Genomic DNA, 25059 nt, shown 5'->3' on the forward strand with positions numbered 1-25059 from the left:
GGGATCGCCCCGGGGGAATGCAGTACGTACTTCATTGTCCCGCACGCGCCAAGGTGATTCTCCCCGGGGCCCTCCATACGTGCGCCGGGGCGCACGGCGCACGGGTGCGGCGGACGCGTCCGCCCCGGTTCGCGCCTCCCCTCGGGGGGCGTTCCCCGCAGGAACCGGCGTGCCCGCCGCCACCTCCCGTACCCTCGATCCCATGTCGCTCTACGCCGCGTACGCCGGCAACCTCGACGCGCGGCTGATGACGCGCCGCGCCCCGCACTCTCCGCTGCGCGGCACCGGCTGGCTGAACGGCTGGCGGCTGACCTTCGGCGGCGAGCAGATGGGCTGGGAGGGCGCGCTGGCCACCGTGGTGGAGGCGCCCCGCTCGCAGGTGTTCGTCGCCCTGTACGACCTGGCGCCCATGGACGAGGACTCCATGGACCGCTGGGAGGGCGTCGGCCTCGACATCTACCGGCGCATGCGCATCCGGGTGCACACGCTGGACGGCGAGGAGCCGGCCTGGATCTATGTGCTCAACGGTTACGAGGGCGGCCTGCCGTCCGCCCGTTATCTGGGCGAGATCGCGGACGCGGCCGAATCGGCGGGCGCGCCGCACGACTACGTGATGGAACTGCGCAAGCGACCCTGCTGACGGGCCGCCCCGTCGCCGGTCCGATTGTCGGAAGACACAAACGAATCCCGCAAGACTCTGTGCGGGGGGATCTACGCGCGTAGGGATTCAGCGGTTACGCTCATCCGCGTGAACGCATCAGTTATTCCGGACCACATCCAGGGCGACCCGTACGCCGCCGCCGCCGACGCCGCCGCCCGCCTGCGCGAGCTGACCGGTGCCGAGACTCACGACGTCGCCCTCGTGATGGGCTCCGGCTGGGCGCCGGCCGCTGCCGCGCTCGGCGTTCCGGCGGCCGAGTTCCCCGTGACCGCCCTGCCCGGCTTCCCCGCGCCCGCCGTCGAGGGCCACGGCGGCACGATCCGCTCGCACGTGATCGGCGACAAGCGCGCCCTGGTGTTCCTTGGCCGCACGCACTACTACGAGGGCCGGGGCGTCGCCGCCGTCGCGCACGGGGTCCGCACGGCGGTCGCCGCGGGGTGCCGGACGGTCGTCCTGACGAACGGCTGCGGCGGCCTGCGCGAGGGCATGCGCCCCGGCCAGCCGGTCCTGATCAGCGACCACATCAACCTGACGGCGGCGTCGCCGATCGTCGGCGCGAACTTCGTGGACCTGACCGACCTGTACTCGCCGCGCCTGCGCGCGCTGTGCAAGGAGGTGGACGCGACGCTCGAAGAGGGCGTCTACGTGCAGTTCCCCGGCCCGCACTACGAGACCCCGGCCGAGATCGGCATGGTCCGCGTGATGGGCGGCGACCTGGTCGGCATGTCCACGGTCCTGGAGGCGATCGCGGCCCGCGAGGCGGGTGCCGAGGTCCTCGGCATCTCCCTGGTGACGAACCTGGCGGCGGGGCTGAGCGGGGAGCCGCTGAACCACGAGGAGGTCCTTCAGGCGGGGCGCGATTCCGCGACGCGGATGGGGTCCCTGCTGGCCCGGGTGCTGGACCGGATCTGAGGTTGTCCTGGGGGCGCCGCCCCCAGACCCCCGCTCCTCGATCGCCGGAGGGGCTTACAGGTAGCGCACACGAAAGGCACCCCGTGACGACACCCCCGGACCTCCTCGCCCGCGCCGGCGCCTGGCTGGCGGAGGATCCCGACCCCGACACCCGCGCAGAGCTCGCCGGGCTCATCGCCGCCGAGGACACCGACGAGCTCACCGCCCGCTTCGCGGGCACGCTGCAGTTCGGCACCGCCGGGCTGCGCGGCGAGCTCGGCGCGGGCCCGATGCGCATGAACCGCTCCGTGGTCATCCGCGCCGCCGCCGGCCTCGCCGCGTACCTGAAGGGTCAGGGGCAGGCCGGCGGGCTGGTCGTCATCGGCTACGACGCCCGCTACAAGTCCGCCGACTTCGCCCGGGACACCGCCGCGGTGATGACCGGCGCCGGCCTCCGCGCGGCGGTCCTCCCCCGCCCGCTGCCCACCCCCGTGCTCGCGTACGCCATAAGGCACCTGGGCGCCGTCGCCGGCGTCGAGGTGACCGCCAGCCACAACCCGCCCCGCGACAACGGCTACAAGGTCTACCTCGGCGACGGCTCGCAGATCGTGCCGCCGGCGGACGGCGAGATCGCCGCGGCCATCGCGGCGGTCGGCCCGCTGGCCGCCGTGGACCGCCCGGAGACCGGCTGGGAGACCCTGGGCGACGAGGTCCTGGACGCCTACCTGACCCGTACGGACGCCGTGCTCGGCGCCGGCTCGCCGCGCACCGCCCGCACCGTGTACACCGCGATGCACGGCGTCGGCACCTCGGTCCTCACCGCCGCGTTCGACCGGGCCGGCTTCCCCGCGCCCGTGCTCGTCGCGGAGCAGGCCGAGCCGGACCCCGCTTTCCCCACCGTGGCCTTCCCCAATCCGGAGGAGCCCGGGGCGATGGACCTCGCGTTCGCCACCGCGCGCCGCGTGAACCCGGACCTCGTCATCGCCAACGACCCGGACGCGGACCGGTGTGCCGTCGCCGTGCCGGACCCGGCGGCGGACGGCGGCTGGCGGATGCTGCGGGGCGACGAGGTCGGCGCGCTGCTCGCCGCGCACCTGGTGCGCCGGGGCGCGACCGGCGTGTTCGCGGAGTCCATCGTCTCGTCCTCGCTGCTGGGCCGGATCGCCGGGAAGGCGGGCCTGGGTCACGAGGAGACCCTGACGGGCTTCAAGTGGATCGCCCGCGTCGAGGGGCTGCGTTACGGCTACGAGGAGGCGCTCGGCTACTGCGTGGACCCGGAGGGGGTCCGCGACAAGGACGGCATCACGGCCGCGCTGCTCGTCGCCGAGCTCGCCTCCGTACTGAAGGAGCAGGGGCGTACGCTCCTGGACCTGCTGGACGACCTCGCGCTCGAACACGGGCTGCACGCGACCGACCAGCTGTCGGTGCGGGTCGAGGACCTGTCCGTCATCGCGGACGCGATGCGCCGGCTGCGCGAGCAGCCGCCGGCCGCCCTGGCGGGGTTGCCCGTGACCTCGGCCGAGGACCTGTCGCGCGGCGCGGACCGGCTGCCGCCGACCGACGGGCTCCGCTACCGGCTGGACGGCGCCCGGGTGATCGTCCGCCCGAGCGGCACCGAGCCGAAGCTGAAGTGCTATCTGGAGGTCGTGGTGCCGGTCGGCTCGGCCGCCGGGCTGCCGGCCGCCCGGGCCCGGGCGGCGGAACTGCTGAACGGCATCAGGCGCGACCTGGCGGCAGCGGCCGGGATCTGATCCGGGCGGCCGGACCGCCCGGACCGGGCCCCGGGCGCGGGGTCATCCGAAGCGGCCGTTGACGTAGTCGGCGGTCCGGCTGTCCTGCGGGCGGTGGAACATGTCGTCGGTCAGACCGTGCTCGACGATGACGCCCGGGGTGCCCTGTTCGGCGAGGAAGAACGCGCAGCGGTCGGAGACCCGGGCGGCCTGCTGCATGTTGTGGGTGACGATCACGATGGTGACGTCCTCGCGGAGTTCGGCGATGGTCTCCTCGATGCGCCGGGTGGAGGTCGGGTCGAGCGCGGAGCAGGGCTCGTCCATCAGCAGCACCCGGGGCCGTACCGCCAGCGACCTGGCGATGCACAGGCGCTGCTGCTGGCCGCCGGAGAGCGCACCGCCCGGCTGGCGGAGCCGGTCCCTGACCTCGCGCCAGAGCCCGGCCCTGGTCAGGCACTCCTCGACGAGGTCGTCCTTGCCGCCCTTCGCGGCCTTGATGCCGTTGAGCTTCAGTCCGGCCAGGACGTTGTCGTACAGGGACATCGCGGGGAAGGGGTTGGGCTTCTGGAAGACCATGCCGATCTCGCGGCGGGCCCGGGTGATGCGGCGGCCCCGGTCGTAGATGTCGTCGCCGTCGAGGAGCACCCGCCCGGCCAGGGAGGCGGAGCCGACCAGTTCGTGCATCCGGTTGAGGATGCGCAGGAAGGTCGACTTGCCGCAGCCCGAGGGGCCGATGAGAGCGGTGACCTGTCGGGCGGGCATCGCGAGCGAGACCCGGTCCAGGACCTTGTGGTCGCCGAACCAGGCCGAGACCTCCTCGGCCTCCAGGGTGGCGGGCGCGGCGGTGACGGTGCGGGCGACGGCGGTCCGGTACAGCGCTTCGGTCATGGCGTTCGGTCAACTCCTGGAATTTCAGAGCAGGTTGGGGAGCAGGCGGGTGGCGGCGCCGGAGACGGCGAGGCCGAGGGCGAGCAGCACGGGCCCGGCGGCGATCCAGGTCTGCCAGCTGCCCCAGACGCGGTACAGCCAGACGGTGAGGAGCGCGGCGATCAGCAGGGCCTGCGACCAGAGGAAGACCGCGAGCCAGGCGCCGGTCTCCCGGCCGAGCGCCTCTTCCGCCGCGCCGGTCCAGCCGAGGCGGAGGGCCCGGGGCGGGTTCGGCTGGACCGGGGTGGTGAGGTCGGCGTCCACGTAGAGCACCCCGCTGGGGGTGTACGGGCCGCCGGAGGCGGTGACGAGGGTCAGCCGGCCCCGGGTGCCGGCGGGTTCGGGGAGGGGGTCGCCGGACCGACGTACGCCCAGCACCCGGTAGACGGCCTTGCCCTGGCCGGTCGTCACCTCGATCGTCGCCCCGGCGGGGAGCTTGCCGAGGGCGTGGAAGGGGCTGCCGTAGCCCCACTGCCTGCCCATGACGACGCTGGTCCCGGCCTGGCCGGGCAGCGGGGTGTCGCGGCGGTGCCCGGGCCCGGACATGAGGACCCCGGAGGTGGTGCCCTCGCCGACGACCTCGCGCAGTCCGAGCGCCGGGATGCGCAGCAGGGCGACGGGGGCGCCCGGGGCGAGGGCCTTGCCGTCGTAGGTGCGCTGGCCCACCGGTGCGGTGCCGAGGGCGAGTTGCTTGCGCAGTTCGGCGTAGCCGGTCCGCTGGTCGCGGGCGTGCTGGAGGTGGCCGACGACGGTGAGGTTGGCCGCGAAGCCCAGGAGTACGGCGGCGAGCACGCAGAGCGCCGCTCCCGCCAGGGCGAGGCCGGGACGGGCGGGCGGGGTGGCGGGCCCCGTCGCGGGCGGGGGTGTGGCGGGCGGGGCGGGGGTCACCGGTGGGGGCGGCGGAGTCAGCACGGTGGTCACGGCGGATGCGCTCCTCGCAGGACGGGCACGGGGTGGGCGGGGGGGGGGCGGAACCTTGCCCCGCCCCCCGGGGTTTCAGAACCGGAGCAGGCCCTTGCGGCGGGCGTGCGTCACGAACGCCGTGCCGAGCCCGCAGAGCGCGAGTGCGGCGGCACCGAGTGCGAGGGCGCTGGTGCCGGTGGAGGCGAGCGAGCCGGTGGCGCCGCCGCCGCCCGTGGAGCCGCCGGAGTCCGCGCCGCCGGAGCCCCCGCCGTCCGCCCCGTCCGTCGTACCGCCGTCGGCGGAGGTGGCGGAGCCGCTCGGATCGGCTCCGGGGTCCGGGGCGTCGCCGACGCTGTACATGAACTCGACGGTGTGGCCGTCCGCCTTGTCCTCGGTGAGGCTGAGCGTGTACGAGCCGTCCTCGCTGTCCTCCGGCACGGTGAACGCGTAGGCGGTGACGGTCCCCTGGCCGTCGGCGGTGGCGTCGGGGAAGGCGGCCTCGCTGTCGGCGAGGGTGACCTTGACCGTGGCACCCCCGGTGTAGCCGCGCGCGGTGAGCAGGACCTTCTGGCCCGGGGTGAGCGTCGGGTTGACGTCCAGGGCGGTGCCGTCCGCGTCGGTGGCGTCGAGGTCGGGGGACGCGGTGGGGGTCGGGCCGGGGCTGCCGGTGTCGTCCGGGTCCGGCGAGGGCGAGGAGCTGGGCGCGGTCACGGTGTACGCGACGGCCTCGGAGACGGACGCGGCGTACGCGGCCGTGTCGGCCGGGGCGAAGGAGGCGGTGAGGGTGTGGGCGCCCTGGGCGAGCGCGGCGGTCTTCAGCGTGGCGGTGCCGGAGGCGGTGTCCGCGGTGCCGAGCTCGGTGGTGCCGTCCAGGAAGGTGACCTTGCCGGCCGCCGCGGCGGGCGTGACGGCCGCGGTCAGGGTGACCTCGGCGCCGGCGGGCGCGGTGGTGGCGGGGGCGGCGGTGAGGGTGGTGGTGGTCGCGGCGACGGGCGCCTGCACGGCCCAGGAGTCACCGGTGACCACGACCTTCGCGGCGAAGTACTGCCCGCCCACGTTGCCCGTGGTGCGGCACATCAGCCGGATGTCGTAGGTGCCGTCGAGCGACCCGGTGGGAATCCAGGCGCGCACCAGCGACTCCAGTGACTTGCCCGCCAGGATGTCCGCGCCGAACGGCCCCTGGTCGAAGGGGGCCCCGACCGTCGTCTTGCCCAGCGTGACGGTTCCGCCGGTCGGCTTGGCCAGGACCAGCGACACCTGTGCGGCGTTCGTGGACGGGCAGGGGCCGTCCGTCGTCACCCGGGGGAACGTCGGGTTGTCGGCGATCTTGCCGGACGTCACGGGAAGGGTCAGCTTGCCCAGCACGTCCTCGGCGTGCGCGGACGGCGCGAGCCCGAGGACGGTCGCGGCGGCGGCGAGCAGGAGAGAGCAGCACAGCAGCAGCGCCGCGGGCGTTCTCGGTGGTGCGAGGTGTCGCATGGTGGTCGGTCCCCCCAAGGGATGTGGTGGTGGATACGCCGGGGGGCCGGGCACCCACGGGGTGCCCGGCCGTCGCGCGGTGGTGAGGTGGTGGTCAGCTCTCGCCCTTGAGGGTCGTGGCGCCGCAGGTGGCGATGGTGCCGAAGCCGTAGGTGTTGATCACGGCGGACTGCAGGCAGACCTTGGACGAGGTCCCGACGAAGGCGGCGGCGATCACCGGGTCGCCGAGCTTCGCGGTCGGGACGACGTTGTAGACGTCACGGTTGAAGGGGAAGGCGGTGTTGAGCGTGCCGTCGGCCAGCTGGGGGTCCACACCGTCGATCGAACCGAGCACGGCGGAGCCGCGCCGGTCGACGACGCCGTCGATCTCGTTGCCCTGGGCGATGTACTGGGCGATGGAGTACGGGGCGATGTCGCCCGCGCTGTCCAGCGCCTCGCCGTTGTGCTCCTGGACCGTGTCGTCGACGCAGGAGCCGAAGGTGTCCTCGGTCAGGCCGAGCTGGGCCAGGAAGAAGGAGCGGGTGCCGGAGCCCGCCTGCGGCAGCAGCGGGGTCAGCGCCACACCGTTGAGGGTGGTCGTGTCACAGGTGTAGATGGAGACGAGCTGGGCCTTCGTGAGCGCCTTGGGCAGGGCGCTGTCGGAGCGGACGGCGAAGGTGACCGCGTCCTTGGCGAACGGAATCCAGGTCAGGTCCGTCGAGGAGGTGTCCGCGACGCCGCGCGAGGAACGCGCGAAGTCCAGGCATCCGGTGTTGTTGTCGACGGCGTTGCGCAGCGCGTTGATACCGGCCGAGGAACCGTTCGGCCGGGGGATCTGACAGCCCGTGGCACGGGTCTTGATGGTGGCCGAGCCGGTGGCGTCGTACGAGGCGATCAGCGTGCCGCTGTCGACCGCGTCGCCGAGGCCGTTGACGACGTCCTGCGTGGTGTCGGAACCGACACCCGCGAGGACCCGGTACTGGCCGGCGGGCGGGTTGGCGAAGGCCGGGGCGGCCATGGTGCCGAGGGCGATGGCTGCGGCGCCGGCGACGGCACCGATGCGTGCGCGGGACTTGACGTTCACTTCTGTTCTCCTCCGTGGTTACGGATACGAGGAATGGAAGGAATGGACGTTCAAGAAATTCGAGCAGGGTTCGGAATTCTGCAGAATTCGAATCCCTTTGCCGCCGACCCGTCGGCCGGCCACCGATTACCTTTCCGGATTCTCATATCGGCGACCACCAACGGCGACGGTTGATCAGGTTACGAATTCCTGTACGAGGTGACACCGGGGGAACTCAGTCCGCCCGGACGGCCTTCCGCAGCGAGAGGCGCAGCAGGACCGGGCCGCAGAGGGCGGCGGCGCCGCCCGCGACCAGGACGCCGAGCAGGACCCAGCGGATGATGCCGAGGACCGTGGCGGGTGTCAGGCCGGCGGACCGGGCGGCGACGTTCTGCTCGGCGGGGTCGCCCGGTCCGCCGGCCGCCTGGGCCGGTGCCCGGGACGCGTCGGGGTCCGCCCCTCCCCCGCCCGCGTCCGCCGCGCCGCCCGCGCCGCCGCCCGCTCCCCCGGAGCCGCCGGACGAGCCCGACGAGCCCGTGGCGCCCGAGGTACCGCCGGTGCTCCCCGGGCCCGACGCCGGGCCGGTGTCCGGGTCACCGGCCGCCGGCCCCGGGTTCTGGAGCCGGTCGGCGGCGGCGAGCGCCCGGGTGCGGAGGGCGGCGGGCAGGGGGGCGTAGCCCGGTGGGAGCTGGCCGGGGGACAGGCCCGGGGTCTGGCCGGCGCCGGCCGCGTACCGGATGAGGGCGGCGTAGTCCTCGCGGTCGGCCGCCGGGAGGGTCGGGTAGGCCGCCGCGTAGACCACCGCGGCGAGCGGGTAGGCCGTTCCCCGGGCGACGCCGGGTGACGGGTCGAGCACGCCCGGCACGGCGGAGTCCTTCATCGCCGCGACGCCGGCCAGCACGGACGCGTCGGTGGGCGCCACGAAGCGGCCGTCGGCGTTGCGCAGGGCCGCCGTCTGCAGCCCGTAGCGCTCGGCCGAGGCGAGGTCGACGAGGGCCAGGACCATGCGCTGGCCGGCCAGGGGCTGGGTGTTCACGAGCTTGGCCGGGGTGCCGTTTCCGCCCAGCGCGGCGGTCGTCGTGGCCCCGTTGTTGCCGCGCCGGGCGCGCAGAGCGCCCTCGTGCATGTCCTGGACGTACGGCGCGACCTCCGTGGTCCCGTACTCCAGCACCTCGTCTCCGATCGTCACCGATGTGCGGGTCGGATCGGCCTTGGGGAAGTCGGACACGGTGGTGTCCGTGGCCAGCCCCAGCTCCTCGAAGTACGGGTTGATCTTCGTGCCCCAGGGGTCCGGGGTGCCGGAGAGGAATTCCCTGGCCTCGGTGTCGGACCTGAGCCATTCCCAGACCAGTGCGGACGTGTCGGAGCTCTCCAGCTGCACCATGAGACTCATGGGCGCGGGCGAGTTCGTCTTCCAGTCCGCGAATGCGGGATTCAGCTGCTGGAATTCCGGGTCGTGGAAAAGGCTGAGGGGATTCTTCGCGATGTGCTCGGGAACCGTTCTCCGGCCCCGGGTCACATCCTTCTGGTAGGAGGAGGTGAGCATTTTCGCGACGAGCCGGGGAGTGAGTTTCATGCTGGCGAGCTGCCCGCTGCCCGGCATCTCGACGAAGAAGCCGATGGCGAGTCCGCCGGCGGCCAGCGGTGCGTGCACGGGGGTCCCGGCCGCTCCGCCGCCCTCGGCCGGTGCCACCGTGAACGCCAGTCCGGGCGCTCCGGAGCGCGGCTGGGCGATCGTCTCCCGGGCGTACTCCTCACCGCCCTGGGTGAAGGCGAACTTCGCCCCGCCCTTCGCCGAGCAGACCGCCGGCTGCCAGGAGCTCATCGCGTCGGTGACCAGTTCCGATCCGATCACCCGCCGCTCGGCCCGGTCGGCCGGGCAGGTGTCGCCGACCGGGAGGAAGTCCAGCGGGACGACCATGCGGGTCGCCCAGTTGGAGGCGCTCAGCGGGGAGGAGCGCAGCTCCGTCGTCGCGCTGTGCACGCCGTCGGTGTCCGTGTCGCCGCGCGGCACGATCACCAGCCAGCAGGACCGTCCGGTGACCTTGCCCTGCTTCGTCACCGGCTCGCCGCAGCCGAGCTGGGACGCCTCCCGCAGGGTCTGCACCGCGAAGGTGAACTCGCCGGTGCCGTCCTGGTGGGTGATGGCGTACGGCTCCTCGTTGGTGTCCAGCGAGCTGAAGTAGGTCCAGTCGCGCGAGCCCGTGGTCGGCTTCCCGCCGTCCGCGGGCCGGAAGGGTACGTAGGACTCGAAGGTGCCGTTGTCGACGTACTGCGTCTCGGCGGGGTCGGCGACCGAGAGCTGGCGCAGATTGGTGAAGCCGGAGGAGGCTCCCGGGTTCTGCGCCGCGCCGAACTGGCACTGCTCGCGGGTGGGGCCGGTCTCGTCGTCGCCCCAGCACTGCATGAGCTGGAGGTAGTCGCCCCGGAAGCCGGTCTGCGTCGGCTTCCCTCCGGTCCAGGTGATCCGTATCCCCTGGGCGCGCAGGTTCTTCGTCTGCCCCACCGTGACCCTCAGGTCCGAGAAGTCGTTGAACTGCCCCTTCTTCCCGCTCACCGTCACCGCTGAGTCGGAGTCGGAGCCGGAGTCGGCGCGGGCGGGGGCCGTGGTGGCCGGCAGCGGCAGCAGGGCGATCACCAGCGCTGCGAGCAGGGCGCCGATCCCGGTCGTGACCCGTATGCGGTTCATCGCCCTCCTCCCGTGCGGCGGCCACGCGCGGCGAGGGCCCGCGCGACGAGGGGTGGTCCGACGACCACGCCGAGGAGCAGCAGGCCGGAGAGCGCCATCAGCGCGCCGCGCAGCCCGAGCGAGTCGCCGGCGGCGAGGGTGACGGGGTTGCCGACGACGGAGGCGTCGCCGCCCTGGCCGCCGCCGGTGGCGTCGAGGAGTTCCCCGGTGTCGGGGTCGACCGCGCCGGTGGCCGCGCCGCCCGCCGCCGCACCGCCGTCGGCCGCCGCCCCGCCGGTCGCCGTGCCGCCCGTGGAGCCGCCGCCCGTGACGCCGCCCGTACCGCCGGTGCCGCCGGAGCCACCGCCCGTACCACCGCCGGTGCCGCCGCCTCCGGAGGCGCCGCCGGTCGCGGAGGAGCTGACCCGGGTCTGCTGCTTGGCGCCCGCCGTGCCGTCCGAGCACTGGGTGCGACCGCGCTTGTCGCAGTCCTTGGGATACGGGGCCTTCTTGGCCAGGGTGTTGGAGCCGTCCGCGGAGAACGTGGGGTTGCGGCACTTCGTGATGTCGACGCTCGACGCGGGCGCGCCGGGGATGCGGCGCACCTGGTTGAAGCCCGCCTGGACGAGGTTCTTCGGCAGCGGCGAGTATCCGAGCTCCTCGGCCTGCTGCTGGCCCTCGCAGAGGAAGTAGTTGGCGAAGGTGCCGAGGGTGCGGCCCTTGGCCGTGGTGAAGGGGGCCTCCGCGGCCGTGGGCACGATCATGTAGCTGTACGAGGAGAGCGGGTAGGCGCGGCGGTCGCCGGAGCGGTAGACGCCGTCGAGGATCTGGGTGAGGTAGTTCTCGGAGCCCTTGTCCTCGTTGATCCGGGCCTTCAGCAGGGCGACGGCGACGCTGGAAGCGGTCGGTTCGACGTAGTAGCCCGAGGCGTTGAGCATCTTGGCGACCGGGAAGCCGGTCTTGATCGCGTACGAGTACTCGACGTAGGTGATCGCCCCCTCGGCGTGCCCCTGCTTGGTGTAGCCGGAGACGCCGAGCGAGCCGGACTTGGCGATGGTGGAGGAACCGGGCACCACGGGGAAGTACGAGGTCATCCCGCAGGGGGTGGAGCGCCCGGCGCGCCGGCAGTACGCGTCCCACAGCCCGGCGTGCTCCTTGGCCAGCCAGGTGGTGAGCTGGGCGGTCGTCCCGGAGCCGTCGGAACGCACCACGGGGATGATGCGGCGGGCGGGCAGCGCGAGCCCCGGGTTGTCCGCCTTGATCTCGGGGGCGTTCCACATGGTCAGCGTCCCGGTGAAGATCTTGGTGATGACCTCGCCGGAGAGCCGCAGGTTGGTGACCTTCTTGCCGCCGATCTTCAGGTTGTACATGAAGGCCGTGCCGCCGGCGACGATCGGCATGTACGCGTATCCGCGCTTGGGCGGGGCGTCGCGCATCCCGGCCTCGGTGAGCCCGTACGGGATCTCGGAGACGGCGAAGTCGGCGGTGCCGTTCTTGAACTGCTCGCGGCCCACGGAGGAGCCGACCGCCGCGTAGTTGACCGTCATGCCGTTGTTGGCGGAGACGTTGCGGCGCCACTGGTCGAGCGCGTTGGAGCTCCAGGTGGAGCCGCCGCCGCTGATCTTCGTGTATCCGGCCGCCTGGGCGGGTGGCTGGTGCAGGGCGAGCAGCGCGCACACCAGTGCCGCCACCGCCGTGGTCAGTCGGGAGACGGTTGCCGGTCTCACTGGTCACTCACTCCTGTGTCGGTGGATATCGGCCGGGCCGGGGCCGGGGGCTCGGGGGACCGGGCCGCGAAGCGCTCGGCGTCCCGGCGCGACGCCAGGACCCGGCGGTGTTCCTGGCGCCTGCTCAGCTGGCCGGGGCCGCGCCCGCCGATGACGCGGGCGATGACGAACAGCACGAGGACCAGGGCCATCAGGACGGCCGCCGTGCCGAAACCGCGGGCGATCATGGTGGGTTCGGGTGACTTGACGAACTCGAAGGTGGCCAGCGGCAGCGAGACCTGGGGCCCGGAGAGCGGATCGCCGTTGATCTCGGCGGTGAATCCGGCGGTGAGCAGCACGGGCGAGGTCTCGCCGACGCCGCGTGCGGTGCCGAGGATGACGGAGGTGGTCAGTCCGGACCGGGCGGTGGGCAGCACGACGTGCCAGACGGTGCGCCAGCGGGAGGTGCCCAGCGCGTACGCGGCCTCCCGCAGGGTGCCCGGGACCAGCCGGATCACCACGTCCGCGGCCCGGATGATGATCGGCAGCATCATCACGGCGAGCGCGAGGGAGGCGGCGAGCCCGGACCGGTCGAGCCCGAGGGCCAGGATCACCGTCGCGTAGACGAAGAGCCCTGCGACGACGGACGGCAGCGCGGTCATCGCCTCGACGACCGTGCGCACGAAGCGGGCGAAGCGGCCCGGGACCTCGTTGAGGAAGACCGCGCAGACCATGCCGCTGGGGACGGTCAGGGCCAGGGCGATCGTGATCTGCTCCAGCGTGCCGAGAATGGCGTGCAGGATGCCGCCGGCGGACAGCGGGTCCAGCGGGCCGGCCTTCGCCATGTCCTCGGTGAAGAAGTTGAGGTGCGGCAGCGCCTTGCGGCCCTGCCACAGCGTGAACACGATGACGAAGCCGAGCGCCACGACCATGACCAGGCCGAGGCTCTGCACGACGACGGCGGCCAGCCGGTCGCGTACGGCGGGGCCGTTCTCGTCGAAGGACACGAGCAGCGCGTACAGGCCGAGGAAGAGCAGGTAGGCGACGACGAGGAAGCCGACCGCGCCGCTGAACGGCAGCAGCCGGGTGAACAGCAGCGCGGTGACGGAGAGCGCGGCGGCTGCGGCGCCCAGCAGGGCGTACACGTCGGTGGCGCGCATCAGGTGCGTGGAGCGGCGCCGCTCCCCCGCCGGCTGCGTCCGCTCCACGGCGGCGGCGGGTCTCTCGGGTGCGAGGGTCATGGGTCTCCAGCCTCTATTCGCTCGCCGCGCCGGAGCGGCTGCGGGCGACAACGGAGGACGCGGCGAAGTTGACGACGAGGGTCATGAGGAAGAGCGCGAGGCCCGCGGCCATCAGGGCGGACATGCCGAACTCGCTGGCCTCGCCGTACCGGAGGGCGATGAGCGCGGCGACCGAGCTGGTCCCGCTCTGCAGTACGTGCCACTGGATCTCGAAGACCGGCGAGATGATCAGGTAGACGCCGATGGTCTCGCCGAGCGCCCGGCCGAGTCCGAGCATGGTCCCGCCGATCATGCCGCCCTTGCCGAACGGGAGGACGACGCTGCGGATCATGCCCCAGCGGGTGGCGCCCAGCGCGTAGGCGCCCTCCCGCTCGCCGACGGGCGCCTGCGAGAACACCTCGCGCATCACCGAGCAGGCGATGGGGGCCACCATCAGCGCGACGACGACTCCGGCGATGAAGGTCGAGGAGGTGTAGACGGTCTCGGGGGCGAGCGGGTCGTCCGGATCGGCGCCCTTCACATGGAGGAAGGGAATCCAGTCCAGGTAGGTCGCCATCCAGCGGGCCGTGGGCAGGATCTTCCCCTCGAAGAAGAAGAGCCCCCACAGCCCGTACACCACGGACGGCACGGCGGCCATCAGGTCCACGACGCTGATCAGGGTGCGGCGCAGCCGGGCGGGGGCGTACTCGGAGATGTACAGCGCGCCGCCGACCGCCAGCGGTACGGCGACGCCGATCGCCACCACCGCGATCAGCACGGTCCCGACGAGCACCGCGGCGATCCCGAAGCGTCCGGCGTCCGGCTCCCAGGTCTCGGTGGTCAGGAACGACCAGCCGGCCCGGGTCAGCGCCTGCCAGGCGCGGTACAGCAGGAACCCGCCGACCAGCAGCATCACGGCGAGGATCAGTCCGCCGCCGCCGCGCGCCACCCCGCGGAAGACGCGGTCTGGCAGCCCGGAATCCGCGTACAGCCGCCGGGGCACTTCGACCTCGGCCCCACTCGTATCTCTCGTCACGCGGCAGACGGTCGCGGGATGCGGTGGCCGGGCTCGCACTGGTGTGTGAACGAGGGGTTCCCTAAGGGCAACTTCCGGTGACGCCGCCCAGCTCGCCCAGGAGCAGCCGGAACCGCTCGCAGGCGGCCCGGCAGGTCGAGTACCGCTCGTACGACCGGGCGGACGCGGCCACGGACCGCCCGTCCGCGTCGCGCAGCACCCAGATCCAGCCGTTGCCGCCGGGGGCGTGCTGCACCCCGCCGCTCAGCTGCCCGGCCCGCGCGCAGACCTCGCCGAATTCGGCCAGACACCGGGCGTACGTGTCCTCGGTCCCCGCGGACACGGCGACCACACGGCCGTTCTGCGCGATCAGCCGCCACTCGTAGCCGCCGTCGGCCCCCACGTCGACCCGGCACCGTGCCCCGCCGGCCTCGGCTCTCGCGCCGTCCGTCATCGCAATCCACCCCCCGCCGCCCGGTCGGTTGCCGGTGCGGCAGGCGCAATGTAAGGAGACGGAGGTGACCGGGGCACCGGAAAACCGCCTACCCGGTCGGGTTTCACCCGTTGGTTGCGCCTAGGCCGCCCGGCATACATCCGGGCGTCGTCCTCGGGCGCCCGTGGCTCAGCCGAGCGCGCCCAGCACCACGAGCAGCACCGCGCCGACCACGGCCGGGGCGATGACCTCGTACGCCCAGCGCACCGAGGCGGCGGGGGCGCCGGCCGCGGGCTTGTCGCCCGCCCGCTCGGACAGCTCGCGCAGGTCGGCGACGGTCTGGTCGGCGACCGCCGTGCGGGCCTTGGCGTCGCGTACGTCGGCGATCGTGGACGTACGGCGGTAGGGGTCGTCCATCGCCTGCCGGGACTGCTGGCGGGCGGCCTTCTTGCGCTGCCGCAGCGACACGGGCACGGACCAGAGCTGGAACTTCTTGCCGTCGTGGGTGAACAGCTCGCTCGAATACCCGGCGCGGACGTCGGCGACGTCGCTCCACGGCAGCGTGATCGTGCGGAACGGGTTGCGGATGCGGATGCGCAGGTCGTTGACGGCCACCACCGGGCGCAGCGTGAAGGCGACGACCAGCGGCACGGCGAGAAGCATCCCGGCGAGCGCCATCCACGGCGTCCGCCCGCTGCCCCGGACCACGGCGTCGCCGCCGATCAGCAGGACGAGCAGGAGCAGCAGGGCGCCCCCGGCCAGCCCGGCGGGCGACCGGAAGGTCCGGTCGGCGTAGGTGGGCTCGTCGGCAGGCGTGGGGCTCGTCATGAGCCCGATTGTGCCTGACGCGGCACGGGGGCGCCGGGGCGGCCGGGCGGACAGCGGGGGCCGGGTGCGGCGCCCCTCGGTGACCTGGGTCCCTGTACAGGCTGCTACGCGCGTAGATATGCTCCTCTGGTGACCATGCCCACCACCCTCCCCGCATTCGCCGACGCGACGGCGTCCGACAGTGCGCTGCGCCGCTTCCTGCACGGGCTGCCCGGCGTCGACCCGGTCGGTCTCGAAGCGCGCGCCGCCGCCCTCGGAACCAGGTCGGTCAAGACGACGGCCAAGGCGTACGCCATCGACCTCGCCATCTCGATGATCGACCTGACGACGCTGGAAGGCGCGGACACCCCCGGCAAGGTCCGGGCCCTCGCCGCCAAGGCCGTCAATCCCGACCCCACCGACCGCACGACGCCGCGCACCGCCGCGGTCTGCGTCTACCCCGACATGGCGGCCACCGCGGCCGCCGCCCTGGCCGGCTCCGGCGTGAAGGTGGCGTCCGTGGCGACGGCCTTCCCCGCCGGGCGCGCCGCGCTCGACGTGAAGCTCGCGGACGTCCGGGACGCCGTGGCGGCCGGGGCCGACGAGATCGACATGGTGATCGACCGGGGCGCGTTCCTGGCCGGCCGGTATCTGAAGGTGTACGAGGAGATCGTCGCCGTGAAGGCGGAGTGCGGGTCCGCCCGGCTCAAGGTGATCTTCGAGACCGGCGAGCTGTCCACGTACGACAACATCCGGCGGGCCTCCTGGCTCGGGATGCTGGCGGGCGCGGACTTCATCAAGACCTCGACCGGCAAGGTGGCGACGAACGCCACGCCCGCGAACACCCTGCTGATGCTTCAGGCGGTGCGCGACTTCCGCGCGCAGACCGGCGTGCAGGTCGGCGTGAAGCCGGCCGGGGGCATCCGGACCTCCAAGGACGCGGTCAAGTTCCTCGTGCTGGTCAACGAGACGGCGGGCGCGGACTGGCTGGACAACCACTGGTTCCGCTTCGGCGCCTCCAGCCTGCTGAACGATCTGCTGATGCAGCGCCAGAAGCTCAGCACCGGCCGTTACTCCGGCCCCGATTACGTGACGGTGGACTGATACCCATGGCATCCGCATTCGATTACGCACCGGCGCCGGAGTCCCGCTCCGTCGTCGACATCGCCCCTTCGTACGGCCTGTTCATCGACGGTGAGTTCACCGACGCGGCCGACGGCAGGGTCTTCAAGACGGTCAGCCCGTCCTCCGAGGAGGTGCTGTCCGAGGTCGCCCGGGCCGGTGCCGACGACGTGGACCGGGCCGTGAGGGCGGCCCGCCGCGCGTTCGAGAAGTGGTCGGCGCTGCCCGGCTCCGAGCGCGCCAAGTACCTCTTCCGGATCGCCCGGATCATCCAGGAGCGCTCCCGCGAGCTGGCCGTGCTGGAGACCCTGGACAACGGCAAGCCGATCAAGGAGACCCGCGACGCGGACCTCCCGCTGGTCGCCGCGCACTTCTTCTACTACGCGGGCTGGGCCGACAAGCTGGACCACGCGGGCTACGGCCCGAACCCGCGTCCGCTGGGCGTGGCCGGCCAGGTCATCCCGTGGAACTTCCCGCTGCTGATGCTCGCGTGGAAGATCGCCCCGGCGCTCGCCACGGGCAACACGGTGGTCCTGAAGCCCGCCGAGACCACGCCGCTGTCCGCGCTGTTCTTCGCGGACATCTGCCGCCAGGCGGGCCTGCCCAAGGGTGTCGTCAACATCCTCACGGGGTACGGCGACGCGGGCCAGGCGCTCGTGGAGCACCCGGACGTGAACAAGGTCGCCTTCACCGGTTCGACGGCCGTCGGCAAGGCCATCGCCCGCCAGGTCGCGGGGACGGACAAGAAGGTCACCCTGGAGCTGGGCGGCAAGGGCGCCAACATCGTCTTCGACGACGCCCCGATCGACCAGGCCGTCGAGGGCGTCGTCACCGGCATCTTCTTCAACCAGGGCCAGGTCTGCTGCGCGGGCTCGCGCCTCCTGGTCCAGGAGTCGATCCAGGACGAGCTGCTCGACGCCCTCAAGCGCCGCCTGTCCACGCTGCGCCTCGGCGACCCGCTGGACAAGAACACGGACATCGGCGCGATCAACTCCGCCGAGCAGCTGGCCCGGATCACCGCGCTCGCGGAGACCGGCGAGGCGGAGGGCGCGGAGCGCTGGAGCGCGCCGTGCGAACTCCCCTCGGCGGGTTACTGGTTCGCCCCGACGCTGTTCACCAACGTCACCCAGGCGCACACGATCGCCCGCGACGAGATCTTCGGCCCGGTGCTGTCCGTGCTCTCCTTCCGCACGCCGGACGAGGCCGTCGCCAAGGCGAACAACAGCCAGTACGGCCTGTCGGCCGGCATCTGGACGGAGAAGGGCTCGCGCATCCTCGCGGTGGCGAACAAGCTCCGTGCGGGCGTCGTCTGGGCCAACACGTTCAACAAGTTCGACCCGACCTCGCCGTTCGGCGGCTACAAGGAGTCGGGCTTCGGCCGCGAAGGCGGCCGTCACGGCCTGGAGGCGTACCTCGATGTCCGATAACCGACTGAGCGTCTTCAAGACCTACAAGCTGTACGTCGGGGGCAAGTTCCCCCGCTCCGAGAGCGGCCGGGTGTACGAGGTGACGGACTCGAAGGGCAAGTGGCTGGCGAACGCGCCCCAGTCCTCCCGCAAGGACGCGCGCGACGCGGTCGTGGCCGCGCGCAAGGCGTTCGGCGGCTGGTCCGGCGCGACCGCGTACAACCGCGGCCAGGTCCTCTACCGCGTCGCGGAGATGCTGGAGGGCCGCCGCGAGCAGTTCGTACGCGAGGTGGCCGAGGCGGAGGGCCTGTCGAAGTCCAGGGCGGCGGCCGTCGTGGACGCGGCGGTGGACCGCTGGGTCTGGTACGCGGGCTGGACGGACAAGATCGCCCAGGTCGTGGGCGGCGCGAATCCGGTGGCGGGCCCGTTCTTCAACCTGTCGACGCCCGAACCGACCGGTGTGGTCACGGTCCTGGCACCGCAGGAGTCCTCGTTCCTCGGCCTGGTCTCGGTCATCGCCCCGGTGATCGCGGCCGGCAACACGGTGGTCGTGGTGGCCTCCGCGAAGTCCCCGCTGCCCGCCCTGTCGCTGGGTGAGGTGCTGGCCACCTCGGACCTGCCGGGCGGTGTGGTCAACATCCTGTCGGGGAAGACCGCGGAGATCGCCGCCCCGCTCGCCGCCCACCAGGACGTGAACGGCATCGACCTCACGGGGGCGGACGCGGAGCTGGCGAAGGAGCTGGAGATCGCGGCGGCGGACAACCTGAAGCGCGTTTCGCGCCCACAGCCTGTGGACAGCGACTGGACGGCCGACCCGGGCACGCACCGCCTGACGGCCTTCCTGGAGACCAAGACGGTCTGGCACCCGACGGGCGCGCTGGGCGCCTCGGGCTCCTCGTACTAACCGCACACGGCGACGGCCCGTTCCCCGGAGGCGCCTCCGGGGAACGGGCCGTCCCGCCGCCGGCGGAAGCTCAGCCGCGCAGCCCCTCCACGGCCGGGCCCACCACGGGCAGGTCCTTGATGGCGCCGCCGCTCGTCAGCGGGTCGGTGACCAGCGCGGTGGACAGCGGCTTGAAGTCGGCGACCTGGGCGCCCACCTCGTTGTCCAGCGGGTCGGTGCCGGTGTCGGCCAGCGGGTCGAGCCGCAGATGGGTGACGGGCGCGACGCTGTGCTTCAGCGACTGCCCGAGCGCCCCGGTGACCGCGCCGCCGGCCGCCTCGGTGGCCTCCGCGAGGCCGACGTCGGCCCCGGTCTCCTGGACGACGGGCAGCGGGGCGGCCTGCGCCGCCGCACCCCCCGCGCCGAGCGCGGCGCCGACCGCGGTGACGGTCAGGCCTGCGCGCAGCAGGGTGCGCCGCCGGGACTTGGAAAGTGCGTGACGTGCCATGGATTTCCCACCTGATCGGGACGATCGGACCATCGGTCGGGTAATCAACCGGACGCAAAGAGTAGTTGAGGTGTGCGGAGTGAGACCAACAGGACCTCCGGGGGGTCCCTTGTTCGGGTCAATGCCTCACACTGGTGTCCTGTGAGTTCCCAAGCGCTTTCGACCCGCGTCGTCCTGTTGACGGGCCCCTCCGGCTCCGGCAAGTCGTCCCTCGCCGCCCGCACCGGCCTTCCGGTCCTGCGGCTCGACGACTTCTACAAGGAGGCCGGCGACCCCACCCTGCCGCTGGTCGAGGGCAGTACGGACATCGACTGGGACTCCCCGGACTCCTGGGACGCCGACGCGGCCGTCACCGCGATCACGGAACTCTGCCGGACCGGCCGCACCGACGTCCCGGTGTACGACATCGCCACCAGCTCCCGCACCGGGCACGAGGTCCTGCACATCGGGCGTACCCCGCTCTTCGTGGCCGAGGGCATCTTCGCGGCCGACATCATCGACCGCTGCCAGTCCCTGGACCTGCTGGCCGACGCCCTCTGCCTGCGCGGCCGCCCCTCCACGACCTTCCGCCGCCGCCTCCTGCGCGACCTGCGCGAGGGCCGCAAGTCGGTCCCGTTCCTGCTGCGGCGGGGCTGGCGCCTGATGCGTACGGAACGCCGCATCGTGGCCCGCCACGTCGCGCTGGGCGCGCACGCCTGCGCGAAGCCGGAGGCGCTGGGCCGCCTGGCGGCGGCGGCCGCGGGGCGGTGCCGTTTGCCGGCGGCGCGGTAGTCCCGGGGCGCTTTCCTCGCGGAGCGGTGCGCCGCCGGTGTCGTCGGACCAGAAGCCGTGCGCCTGGTGGCGGGCCGGGTGACCGGAAACGGTTTGCCCGGCGGTGGAGTTCGGTGTGAAGTCCTGGGCATGCCTGTGGTGTTCTGCGAGCCCGACGCGCTCGACGGTCCGCACAGCACGGTGCGCGGCCACCGTGCTGCTGGTTTCTACGCGGCTCTGGCGGCCCAGTGTGCCGGTGACGGCCCGGAGGGCCTGGCCGAGCCGTGGCGTACTAGCGCACGGCGGGCCGCCGCCCGGATCGCTGAACGAGCCCGGACCGAGGAGGCGTTCAGGGCCACGGTGGTGGCTCCCGATGCCGCTGCCGAACGGCTCCGGCAGGCAGGGCGCCTGCTGTGGGACGGGCCGGAGCAGATCCGTGACGTCGTACGGCGGGCCGTCCGACTGCTGGGGTTCGAGGTGGAGGCCGAGCGGCGGGTCGTGCTGGGCGAGGCCGGGGTCGGGGCGGTCTACGGCGGGGCGGCCACCACCGTGGAGTCCGGGCGGGTCCGCGCCGGCCTCATGCACCACCCGGCCTCCGATCCCGTGGAGGTCTGGCTGCTGTCAGGGCGGCAGGACCCGTGCGTGCTTCAGTGGTGGCAGACGTACGCCCGGCACATGCTCGTGGACCGCGAGCCCGGCGAGCACCCGCCGCGGAACCTGGTCCACGTGTGCGACGGGCCGGACGCCGCCTACCTCGCCGGCCTGCTGTACGGCTGACCGCACCGGCCGGTGAGGTCCGAACCCGGGCCGGGCGGGTAACGAGGCCGGAAACGCCGCGGGGCCGGAAAGGCCCCCCGGCCCGTCCGACCCCGCAGCTTCCCCGTATCCCCGTTGTCCCCCGAGATACCCCCGTATCCCTCGGGCCCCCCGTAGCCTCCCCCGTGACAACACCACCGCGTCCCCCCGGCGCGGCAGCGCCCCCGCCCCCGTTTCCCCCTCAGCCTTCAGGCCACCAGCTCGCCGAAGGACTCCTCCTCGTCACGGCCGAAGCTCAGGACCTCGTCCTCGCGCAGCCGGCGGAGCGACCGCCAGATGCTCGACTTCACCGTGCCGACACTGATGTCGAGGATGGACGCGATCTCGGGGTCCGTACGACCCTCGTAGTACCGCAGGACGAGCATCGTGCGCTGCAGCTCGGGGAGGCGCGCCAGCGCCTGCCAGAGCACGGCGCGCAGCTCCGTACCGCGCATCGCGTCCGTGTCGCCCGCCGTCTCCGGCAGCTCCTCGGTCGGGTATTCGTTCAGCTTGCGCCTGCGCCAGGCGCTGATGTGCAGATTGGTCATCGTGCGGCGCAGATAACCGCCGACAGCGGCCTTGTCGCTGATGCGGTCCCAGGCCCGGTACGTCGAGAAGAGGGCGCTCTGGAGCAGGTCCTCGGCCTCGAACCGGTCACCGGTCAGGTGGTAGGCGGTGGCGTACAGGGAGGCGCGGCGCTCCCGGACGTAGGCCGTGAACGCCGCTTCGGCGTCCCCGGACCGCTCCGGTGCCTTCCGCTCCCCCGAGCCCTCCCCGTACGCGCTTCCCCCGTTACCCGCGTCAACCACCGTCATGAATGACGTGTGCTGACGCCCGGCGCCTCGAACGCACCCCCGTCCGTTCACCGCGGCGCCGGACTTCTCGGTGCTCCGCCCGACATCGTGCAGACGCGTGACAACTGCGCTTGCGTTGATGCTGTGAGTTGCGTTCATCTCGCGCCCCCCATCGGTGGAGTCCGTCCGTTCCTTGTGCCAACGAGCTTGCCGGGGCAGTTTCATGGCGCTGTCCGCCGACTGTCACAGGGCTGTCACAGGGCCCGGCGGTGGCACGAATCCGCGCTTCCGGATGCATGAGGGACGTAAGGGGCACATCTCGGGGGCATCCGGGGGGACCGACTGTCGAACTGGGAGGCCCCATGGGTCAGAATGACCAAGTGCCTTTCCTGTTGCTGATCGAGGACGACGACGCCATCCGCACGGCCCTCGAACTCTCGCTGTCACGCCAGGGCCACCGTGTGGCCACCGCGGCGACGGGAGAGGACGGCCTCAATCTGCTGCGCGAGCAGCGCCCCGACCTGGTCGTGCTGGATGTGATGCTGCCCGGGATCGACGGTTTCGAGGTGTGCCGGCGCATCCGCCGCACCGACCAGCTGCCGATCATCCTGCTGACCGCCCGCAGCGACGACATCGACGTCGTGGTGGGTCTGGAGTCCGGCGCCGACGACTACGTGGTCAAGCCCGTGCAGGGCCGGGTGCTCGACGCCCGTATCCGCGCGGTGCTGCGCCGCGGCGAACGGGAGTCGACCGACTCCGCGACGTTCGGGAACGTGGTGATCGACCGCTCCGCCATGACCGTCACCAAGAACGGCGAGGACCTGCAGCTCACCCCGACCGAGCTGCGCCTCCTGCTGGAACTGAGCCGCCGGCCCGGTCAGGCCCTGTCCCGCCAGCAGCTGCTGCGTCTGGTCTGGGAGCACGACTACCTGGGCGACTCGCGGCTGGTCGACGCCTGTGTCCAGCGGCTGCGCGCCAAGGTGGAGGACGTGCCGTCGTCGCCGACCCTGATCCGTACGGTGCGGGGCGTGGGTTACCGGCTGGACTCGCCGCAGTGAGCACGGCTGTGCGGCGGGGCCTGCGTGCCGGGCTCCGCTGGACCAGCCTGCGGCTGCGGCTCGTCATCGTCTTCGGCCTCGTCGCGCTGACCGCCGCCGTCTCGGCCTCCGGCATCGCCTACTGGCTCAACCGCGAGGCCGTGCTCACGCGTACGCAGGACGCGGCGCTCGGGGACTTCCGCCAGGAGATGCAGTCCCGGGCGGCCTCGCTGCCGCTGCGTCCCACCAAGGAGGACCTGCAGACGGCCGCCGTGCAGATGGCGAGCAGCAGCGCCGGCTACAGCGTGCTCCTGATCGACGAGCGCGACCCGGGCAAGCCCATCGTCGGCAACAGCGACCTGGACACCTTCACCCGCGACAACGTACCGCTGTCGCTGCGGGAGCAGGTGGACCGCAAGCAGCCGGTCAAGGCGGGCAACAAGTACGAGTACCACCTGTTCTGGCAGCGCACCTCGATACGCGGCACGCCGTATCTCGTCGCCGGTACGAAGATCATCGGCGGCGGGCCGACCGGCTACATGCTGAAGTCGCTCGACCAGGAGCGGCAGGACCTCAGCTCGCTCGCCTGGTCGCTGGGGATCGCCACGGCGCTCGCCCTGGTCGGCTCGGCGCTGCTCGCCCAGGCGGCGGCGACGACCGTGCTGCGGCCGGTGCAGCGGCTCGGGGACGCGGCCCGCAAGCTCGGCGAGGGCAAGCTCGACACCCGGCTCGTGGTCTCCGGCACCGACGAACTGGCCGATCTGTCGCGGACGTTCAACCGGACCGCCAGTTCGCTGGAGAAGAAGGTCGCGGACATGAGCGCCCGCGAGGAGGCCAGCCGCCGCTTCGTCGCCGACATGTCGCACGAGCTGCGCACGCCGCTGACGGCGCTCACCGCGGTCACGGAGGTGCTGGAGGACGAGGTCGACAGCCTCGACCCGATGATCGCCCCCGCGGTGAACCTGGTGGTCAGCGAGACCCGCCGGCTGAACGACCTCGTGGAGAACCTCATGGAGGTGACCCGCTTCGACGCGGGCACCGCCCGTCTCGTCCTGGACGACGTCGACGTCGCCGACCAGGTGACCGCCTGCATCGACGCCCGCGCCTGGCTGGACGCGGTCGAACTGGATGCCGAGCGGGGCACGATGGTCCGCCTCGACCCGCGCCGGCTCGACGTGATCCTGGCCAATTTGATCGGCAACGCGCTCAAGCACGGCGGTTCGCCGGTACGGGTCTCGGTGCGCATCGAGGGCGATGAGCTGGTCATCGAGGTCCGGGACCACGGCCCCGGCATCCCCGAGGACGTCCTGCCGCACGTCTTCGACCGCTTCTACAAGGCGAGCGCGTCCCGGCCGCGTTCGGACGGCAGCGGGCTCGGGCTCTCCATCGCCATGGAGAACGCGCACATCCACAACGGCGACATCACCGCCCGCAACTCCCCCGACGGCGACGGCGCGATCTTCGTGCTGCGCCTGCCGCGCGACCCCGGCGCGCCGAGCCGTACCGCCGGGGATCACGACGCACCGATACCGGACCACCAGGAGGACGACGCGACGTGAGGCGCAGCGAACGCCGGGGACACCGAACCGCCGCCGCCCTGGCAGGTGCCGCACTCTGTGCCGTACTGGCGGCGGGCTGCGGCATCCGTACGACCTCGGTGCCGGTGGACGCGGGCGCCGCCCCGTCCCGGGTGCCGTGCGCGATGCCCGCCGAGGACGCCGCGGCCCAGGCCCGGCGGGGCATCCCCGTGCAGGTGTACCTGATCTGCGCCTCGCAGCTGGTGACGGTGGACCGGACGGTGCGGGCGCGGGAGGCCGGGTCGGACCGGCCGGCGATCGCCACGGATCTGCTGGACGAGCTGCGCAGGCAGCCCACGGCGGACGAACGGCAGGCGGGCTTCTCCACCGAGGTGCCCGCATCGCTCCGCGTCTTCGGCCCCCGGGTGGGCGACGCGAAGGACGCGCTGCGGCTCAACGAGCAGCCGGAGGACCTGTCGGCCGAGGCCCTGGCCCAGGTCGTCTGCACCTTCGCGGACAGCGAGTCCCTGACCCCCGGCGACACGGTGACCCTGGGCGGCCCGGGCGACTACCCGGCCCGCGGTTACCTCTGCACGGCGGAGACGAAGGCCAGCCCGAAGGCGGTGCCGAGCACGGTGGGGGTGCCGTAGGGGGCGGTCGTTGGTGAGGCGGCCGTGGCGGGGCGGCCCGTGGCGGGGCAGCCCGTGGCGGGGCGGCCCGGGGTGAGGCAGGTCTCCCCGGGGCCTGCGGAACCGATCCTGCCGC

The 25059-nt window shown here is 72.8% G+C and carries 23 protein-coding genes; 11 read left to right on the plus strand and 12 right to left on the minus strand.

The window, feature by feature from the left end; genetic code table 11:
• Window positions 1-202: 202 nt before the first annotated feature.
• The 3 genes from FKN01_RS10100 to FKN01_RS10110 all read left to right on the plus strand — a co-directional run bounded on the left by FKN01_RS10100 (window position 203) and on the right by FKN01_RS10110 (window position 3303).
• Entirely contained in the window at window positions 203-640 is a 438-nt protein-coding gene (locus tag FKN01_RS10100) for a gamma-glutamylcyclotransferase (protein WP_026171252.1), read from the plus strand.
• A gap of 108 nt (window positions 641-748) precedes the next feature.
• Window positions 749-1573 (plus strand): purine-nucleoside phosphorylase, encoded by an 825-nt coding sequence (locus FKN01_RS10105; protein ID WP_143618704.1) that lies wholly within the window; start codon window positions 749-751, stop codon window positions 1571-1573.
• Window positions 1574-1656: 83 nt separating this feature from the next.
• The gene (locus FKN01_RS10110; RefSeq protein WP_143618706.1) at window positions 1657-3303 is read left to right on the plus strand and encodes a phospho-sugar mutase; all 1647 of its coding nucleotides are present in this window, start codon (window positions 1657-1659) and stop codon (window positions 3301-3303) included.
• Between the two features lie 42 nt (window positions 3304-3345).
• On the opposite strand, the gene FKN01_RS10115 is transcribed toward FKN01_RS10110, so the two are convergent.
• The 10 genes from FKN01_RS10115 to FKN01_RS10160 form a co-directional block, all read right to left on the minus strand.
• The gene (locus tag FKN01_RS10115) at window positions 3346-4170 is read right to left on the minus strand and encodes a phosphate ABC transporter ATP-binding protein (protein ID WP_143618708.1); all 825 of its coding nucleotides are present in this window, start codon (window positions 4168-4170) and stop codon (window positions 3346-3348) included.
• 24 nt (window positions 4171-4194) lie between these two features.
• Entirely contained in the window at window positions 4195-5130 is a 936-nt protein-coding gene (locus FKN01_RS10120) for a sortase (RefSeq protein ID WP_221939361.1), read from the minus strand.
• 75 nt (window positions 5131-5205) lie between these two features.
• On the minus strand, window positions 5206-6591 hold the full coding sequence (locus tag FKN01_RS33540; RefSeq protein WP_143618710.1) for an Ig-like domain repeat protein: 1386 nt from the start codon (window positions 6589-6591) through the stop codon (window positions 5206-5208).
• A gap of 94 nt (window positions 6592-6685) precedes the next feature.
• Window positions 6686-7654, minus strand: coding sequence for a substrate-binding domain-containing protein (locus FKN01_RS10130; RefSeq protein WP_221939362.1), 969 nt, complete (start codon window positions 7652-7654; stop codon window positions 6686-6688).
• Between the two features lie 214 nt (window positions 7655-7868).
• Window positions 7869-10322, minus strand: a complete 2454-nt coding sequence (locus FKN01_RS10135) for a hypothetical protein (RefSeq protein WP_143618712.1) — start codon at window positions 10320-10322, stop codon at window positions 7869-7871.
• Window positions 10319-12028 (minus strand): phosphate ABC transporter substrate-binding protein PstS, encoded by a 1710-nt coding sequence (gene pstS, locus FKN01_RS10140; RefSeq protein ID WP_221939363.1) that lies wholly within the window; start codon window positions 12026-12028, stop codon window positions 10319-10321. Before pstS ends, FKN01_RS10135 begins: the two co-directional genes overlap by 4 nt.
• Complete coding sequence (gene pstA / locus FKN01_RS10145) at window positions 12025-13248, minus strand: phosphate ABC transporter permease PstA (RefSeq protein WP_143618714.1); 1224 nt, start codon at window positions 13246-13248, stop codon at window positions 12025-12027. The genes pstS and pstA overlap by 4 nt, the downstream gene beginning before the upstream one ends.
• Window positions 13249-13261: 13 nt before the next feature.
• A complete protein-coding gene (gene pstC / locus FKN01_RS10150; RefSeq protein WP_143618716.1) occupies window positions 13262-14263 on the minus strand; it encodes a phosphate ABC transporter permease subunit PstC in 1002 nt (333 codons plus the stop codon).
• A gap of 61 nt (window positions 14264-14324) precedes the next feature.
• A complete protein-coding gene (locus FKN01_RS10155; protein ID WP_143618718.1) occupies window positions 14325-14696 on the minus strand; it encodes a hypothetical protein in 372 nt (123 codons plus the stop codon).
• Between the two features lie 168 nt (window positions 14697-14864).
• On the minus strand, window positions 14865-15503 hold the full coding sequence (locus tag FKN01_RS10160) for a PH domain-containing protein (protein ID WP_143618720.1): 639 nt from the start codon (window positions 15501-15503) through the stop codon (window positions 14865-14867).
• A gap of 135 nt (window positions 15504-15638) precedes the next feature.
• On the opposite strand from FKN01_RS10160, the gene deoC reads away from it, so the two are divergent.
• Genes deoC through FKN01_RS10175 form a run of 3 tightly spaced genes read left to right on the plus strand, consistent with a single transcriptional unit; the run spans window position 15639 to window position 18914 of the window.
• Window positions 15639-16586 carry a deoxyribose-phosphate aldolase gene (gene deoC, locus FKN01_RS10165; RefSeq protein WP_143618816.1) on the plus strand — a complete coding sequence of 316 codons (948 nt, stop codon included), beginning with the start codon at window positions 15639-15641 and terminating at the stop codon, window positions 16584-16586.
• 5 nt (window positions 16587-16591) lie between these two features.
• Window positions 16592-18031: an aldehyde dehydrogenase family protein gene (locus FKN01_RS10170; RefSeq protein ID WP_143618722.1), complete on the plus strand. Its 1440-nt coding sequence runs from the start codon at window positions 16592-16594 to the stop codon at window positions 18029-18031.
• Window positions 18021-18914 (plus strand): aldehyde dehydrogenase family protein, encoded by an 894-nt coding sequence (locus FKN01_RS10175; RefSeq protein ID WP_143618724.1) that lies wholly within the window; start codon window positions 18021-18023, stop codon window positions 18912-18914. The genes FKN01_RS10170 and FKN01_RS10175 overlap by 11 nt, the downstream gene beginning before the upstream one ends.
• A 70-nt stretch (window positions 18915-18984) precedes the next feature.
• Here the strand turns inward: FKN01_RS10175 and FKN01_RS10180 are convergent, their stop codons facing one another.
• Window positions 18985-19401, minus strand: a complete 417-nt coding sequence (locus tag FKN01_RS10180; protein WP_143618726.1) for a hypothetical protein — start codon at window positions 19399-19401, stop codon at window positions 18985-18987.
• A gap of 141 nt (window positions 19402-19542) precedes the next feature.
• Here FKN01_RS10180 and FKN01_RS10185 point away from each other — a divergent pair, with 141 nt between their 5' ends.
• On the plus strand, window positions 19543-20172 hold the full coding sequence (locus tag FKN01_RS10185) for a uridine kinase (RefSeq protein ID WP_260696837.1): 630 nt from the start codon (window positions 19543-19545) through the stop codon (window positions 20170-20172).
• 129 nt (window positions 20173-20301) lie between these two features.
• Window positions 20302-20928, plus strand: a complete 627-nt coding sequence (locus FKN01_RS10190) for a hypothetical protein (RefSeq protein WP_143618728.1) — start codon at window positions 20302-20304, stop codon at window positions 20926-20928.
• A gap of 227 nt (window positions 20929-21155) precedes the next feature.
• On the opposite strand, the gene FKN01_RS10195 is transcribed toward FKN01_RS10190, so the two are convergent.
• Window positions 21156-21899 (minus strand): SigE family RNA polymerase sigma factor, encoded by a 744-nt coding sequence (locus tag FKN01_RS10195; protein ID WP_143618730.1) that lies wholly within the window; start codon window positions 21897-21899, stop codon window positions 21156-21158.
• Window positions 21900-22120: 221 nt separating this feature from the next.
• Here FKN01_RS10195 and afsQ1 point away from each other — a divergent pair, with 221 nt between their 5' ends.
• From afsQ1 to FKN01_RS10210, 3 genes are read left to right on the plus strand one after another with little or no spacing between them, the layout of a single operon-like run.
• A complete protein-coding gene (afsQ1, locus tag FKN01_RS10200; protein WP_026171255.1) occupies window positions 22121-22798 on the plus strand; it encodes a two-component system response regulator AfsQ1 in 678 nt (225 codons plus the stop codon).
• Window positions 22795-24336 (plus strand): HAMP domain-containing sensor histidine kinase, encoded by a 1542-nt coding sequence (locus FKN01_RS10205; protein ID WP_143618732.1) that lies wholly within the window; start codon window positions 22795-22797, stop codon window positions 24334-24336. Before afsQ1 ends, FKN01_RS10205 begins: the two co-directional genes overlap by 4 nt.
• Window positions 24333-24944, plus strand: a complete 612-nt coding sequence (locus FKN01_RS10210; RefSeq protein WP_143618734.1) for a hypothetical protein — start codon at window positions 24333-24335, stop codon at window positions 24942-24944. The genes FKN01_RS10205 and FKN01_RS10210 overlap by 4 nt, the downstream gene beginning before the upstream one ends.
• Window positions 24945-25059 lie beyond the last annotated feature (115 nt).

Source organism: Streptomyces sp. 130 (assembly GCF_007096885.1).
Lineage (GTDB): Bacteria > Actinomycetota > Actinomycetes > Streptomycetales > Streptomycetaceae > Streptomyces.

Bases quoted from the DNA above. Each gene is read 5' to 3' on its own strand.
- FKN01_RS10180 (WP_143618726.1), bottom strand. From the start codon at position 19,401: ATGGCACGTCACGCACTTTCCAAGTCCCGGCGGCGCACCCTGCTGCGC.
- FKN01_RS10115 (WP_143618708.1), bottom strand. From the start codon at position 4,170: ATGACCGAAGCGCTGTACCGGACCGCCGTCGCCCGCACCGTCACCGCC.
- pstA (WP_143618714.1), bottom strand. From the start codon at position 13,248: ATGACCCTCGCACCCGAGAGACCCGCCGCCGCCGTGGAGCGGACGCAG.
- FKN01_RS10195 (WP_143618730.1), bottom strand. From the start codon at position 21,899: ATGAACGCAACTCACAGCATCAACGCAAGCGCAGTTGTCACGCGTCTG.
- FKN01_RS10190 (WP_143618728.1), top strand. From the start codon at position 20,302: ATGCCTGTGGTGTTCTGCGAGCCCGACGCGCTCGACGGTCCGCACAGC.
- FKN01_RS10155 (WP_143618718.1), bottom strand. From the start codon at position 14,696: ATGACGGACGGCGCGAGAGCCGAGGCCGGCGGGGCACGGTGCCGGGTC.
- deoC (WP_143618816.1), top strand. From the start codon at position 15,639: ATGCCCACCACCCTCCCCGCATTCGCCGACGCGACGGCGTCCGACAGT.
- FKN01_RS10170 (WP_143618722.1), top strand. From the start codon at position 16,592: ATGGCATCCGCATTCGATTACGCACCGGCGCCGGAGTCCCGCTCCGTC.
- FKN01_RS10100 (WP_026171252.1), top strand. From the start codon at position 203: ATGTCGCTCTACGCCGCGTACGCCGGCAACCTCGACGCGCGGCTGATG.
- FKN01_RS10160 (WP_143618720.1), bottom strand. From the start codon at position 15,503: ATGACGAGCCCCACGCCTGCCGACGAGCCCACCTACGCCGACCGGACC.
- FKN01_RS10175 (WP_143618724.1), top strand. From the start codon at position 18,021: ATGTCCGATAACCGACTGAGCGTCTTCAAGACCTACAAGCTGTACGTC.
- FKN01_RS33540 (WP_143618710.1), bottom strand. From the start codon at position 6,591: ATGCGACACCTCGCACCACCGAGAACGCCCGCGGCGCTGCTGCTGTGC.
- FKN01_RS10135 (WP_143618712.1), bottom strand. From the start codon at position 10,322: ATGAACCGCATACGGGTCACGACCGGGATCGGCGCCCTGCTCGCAGCG.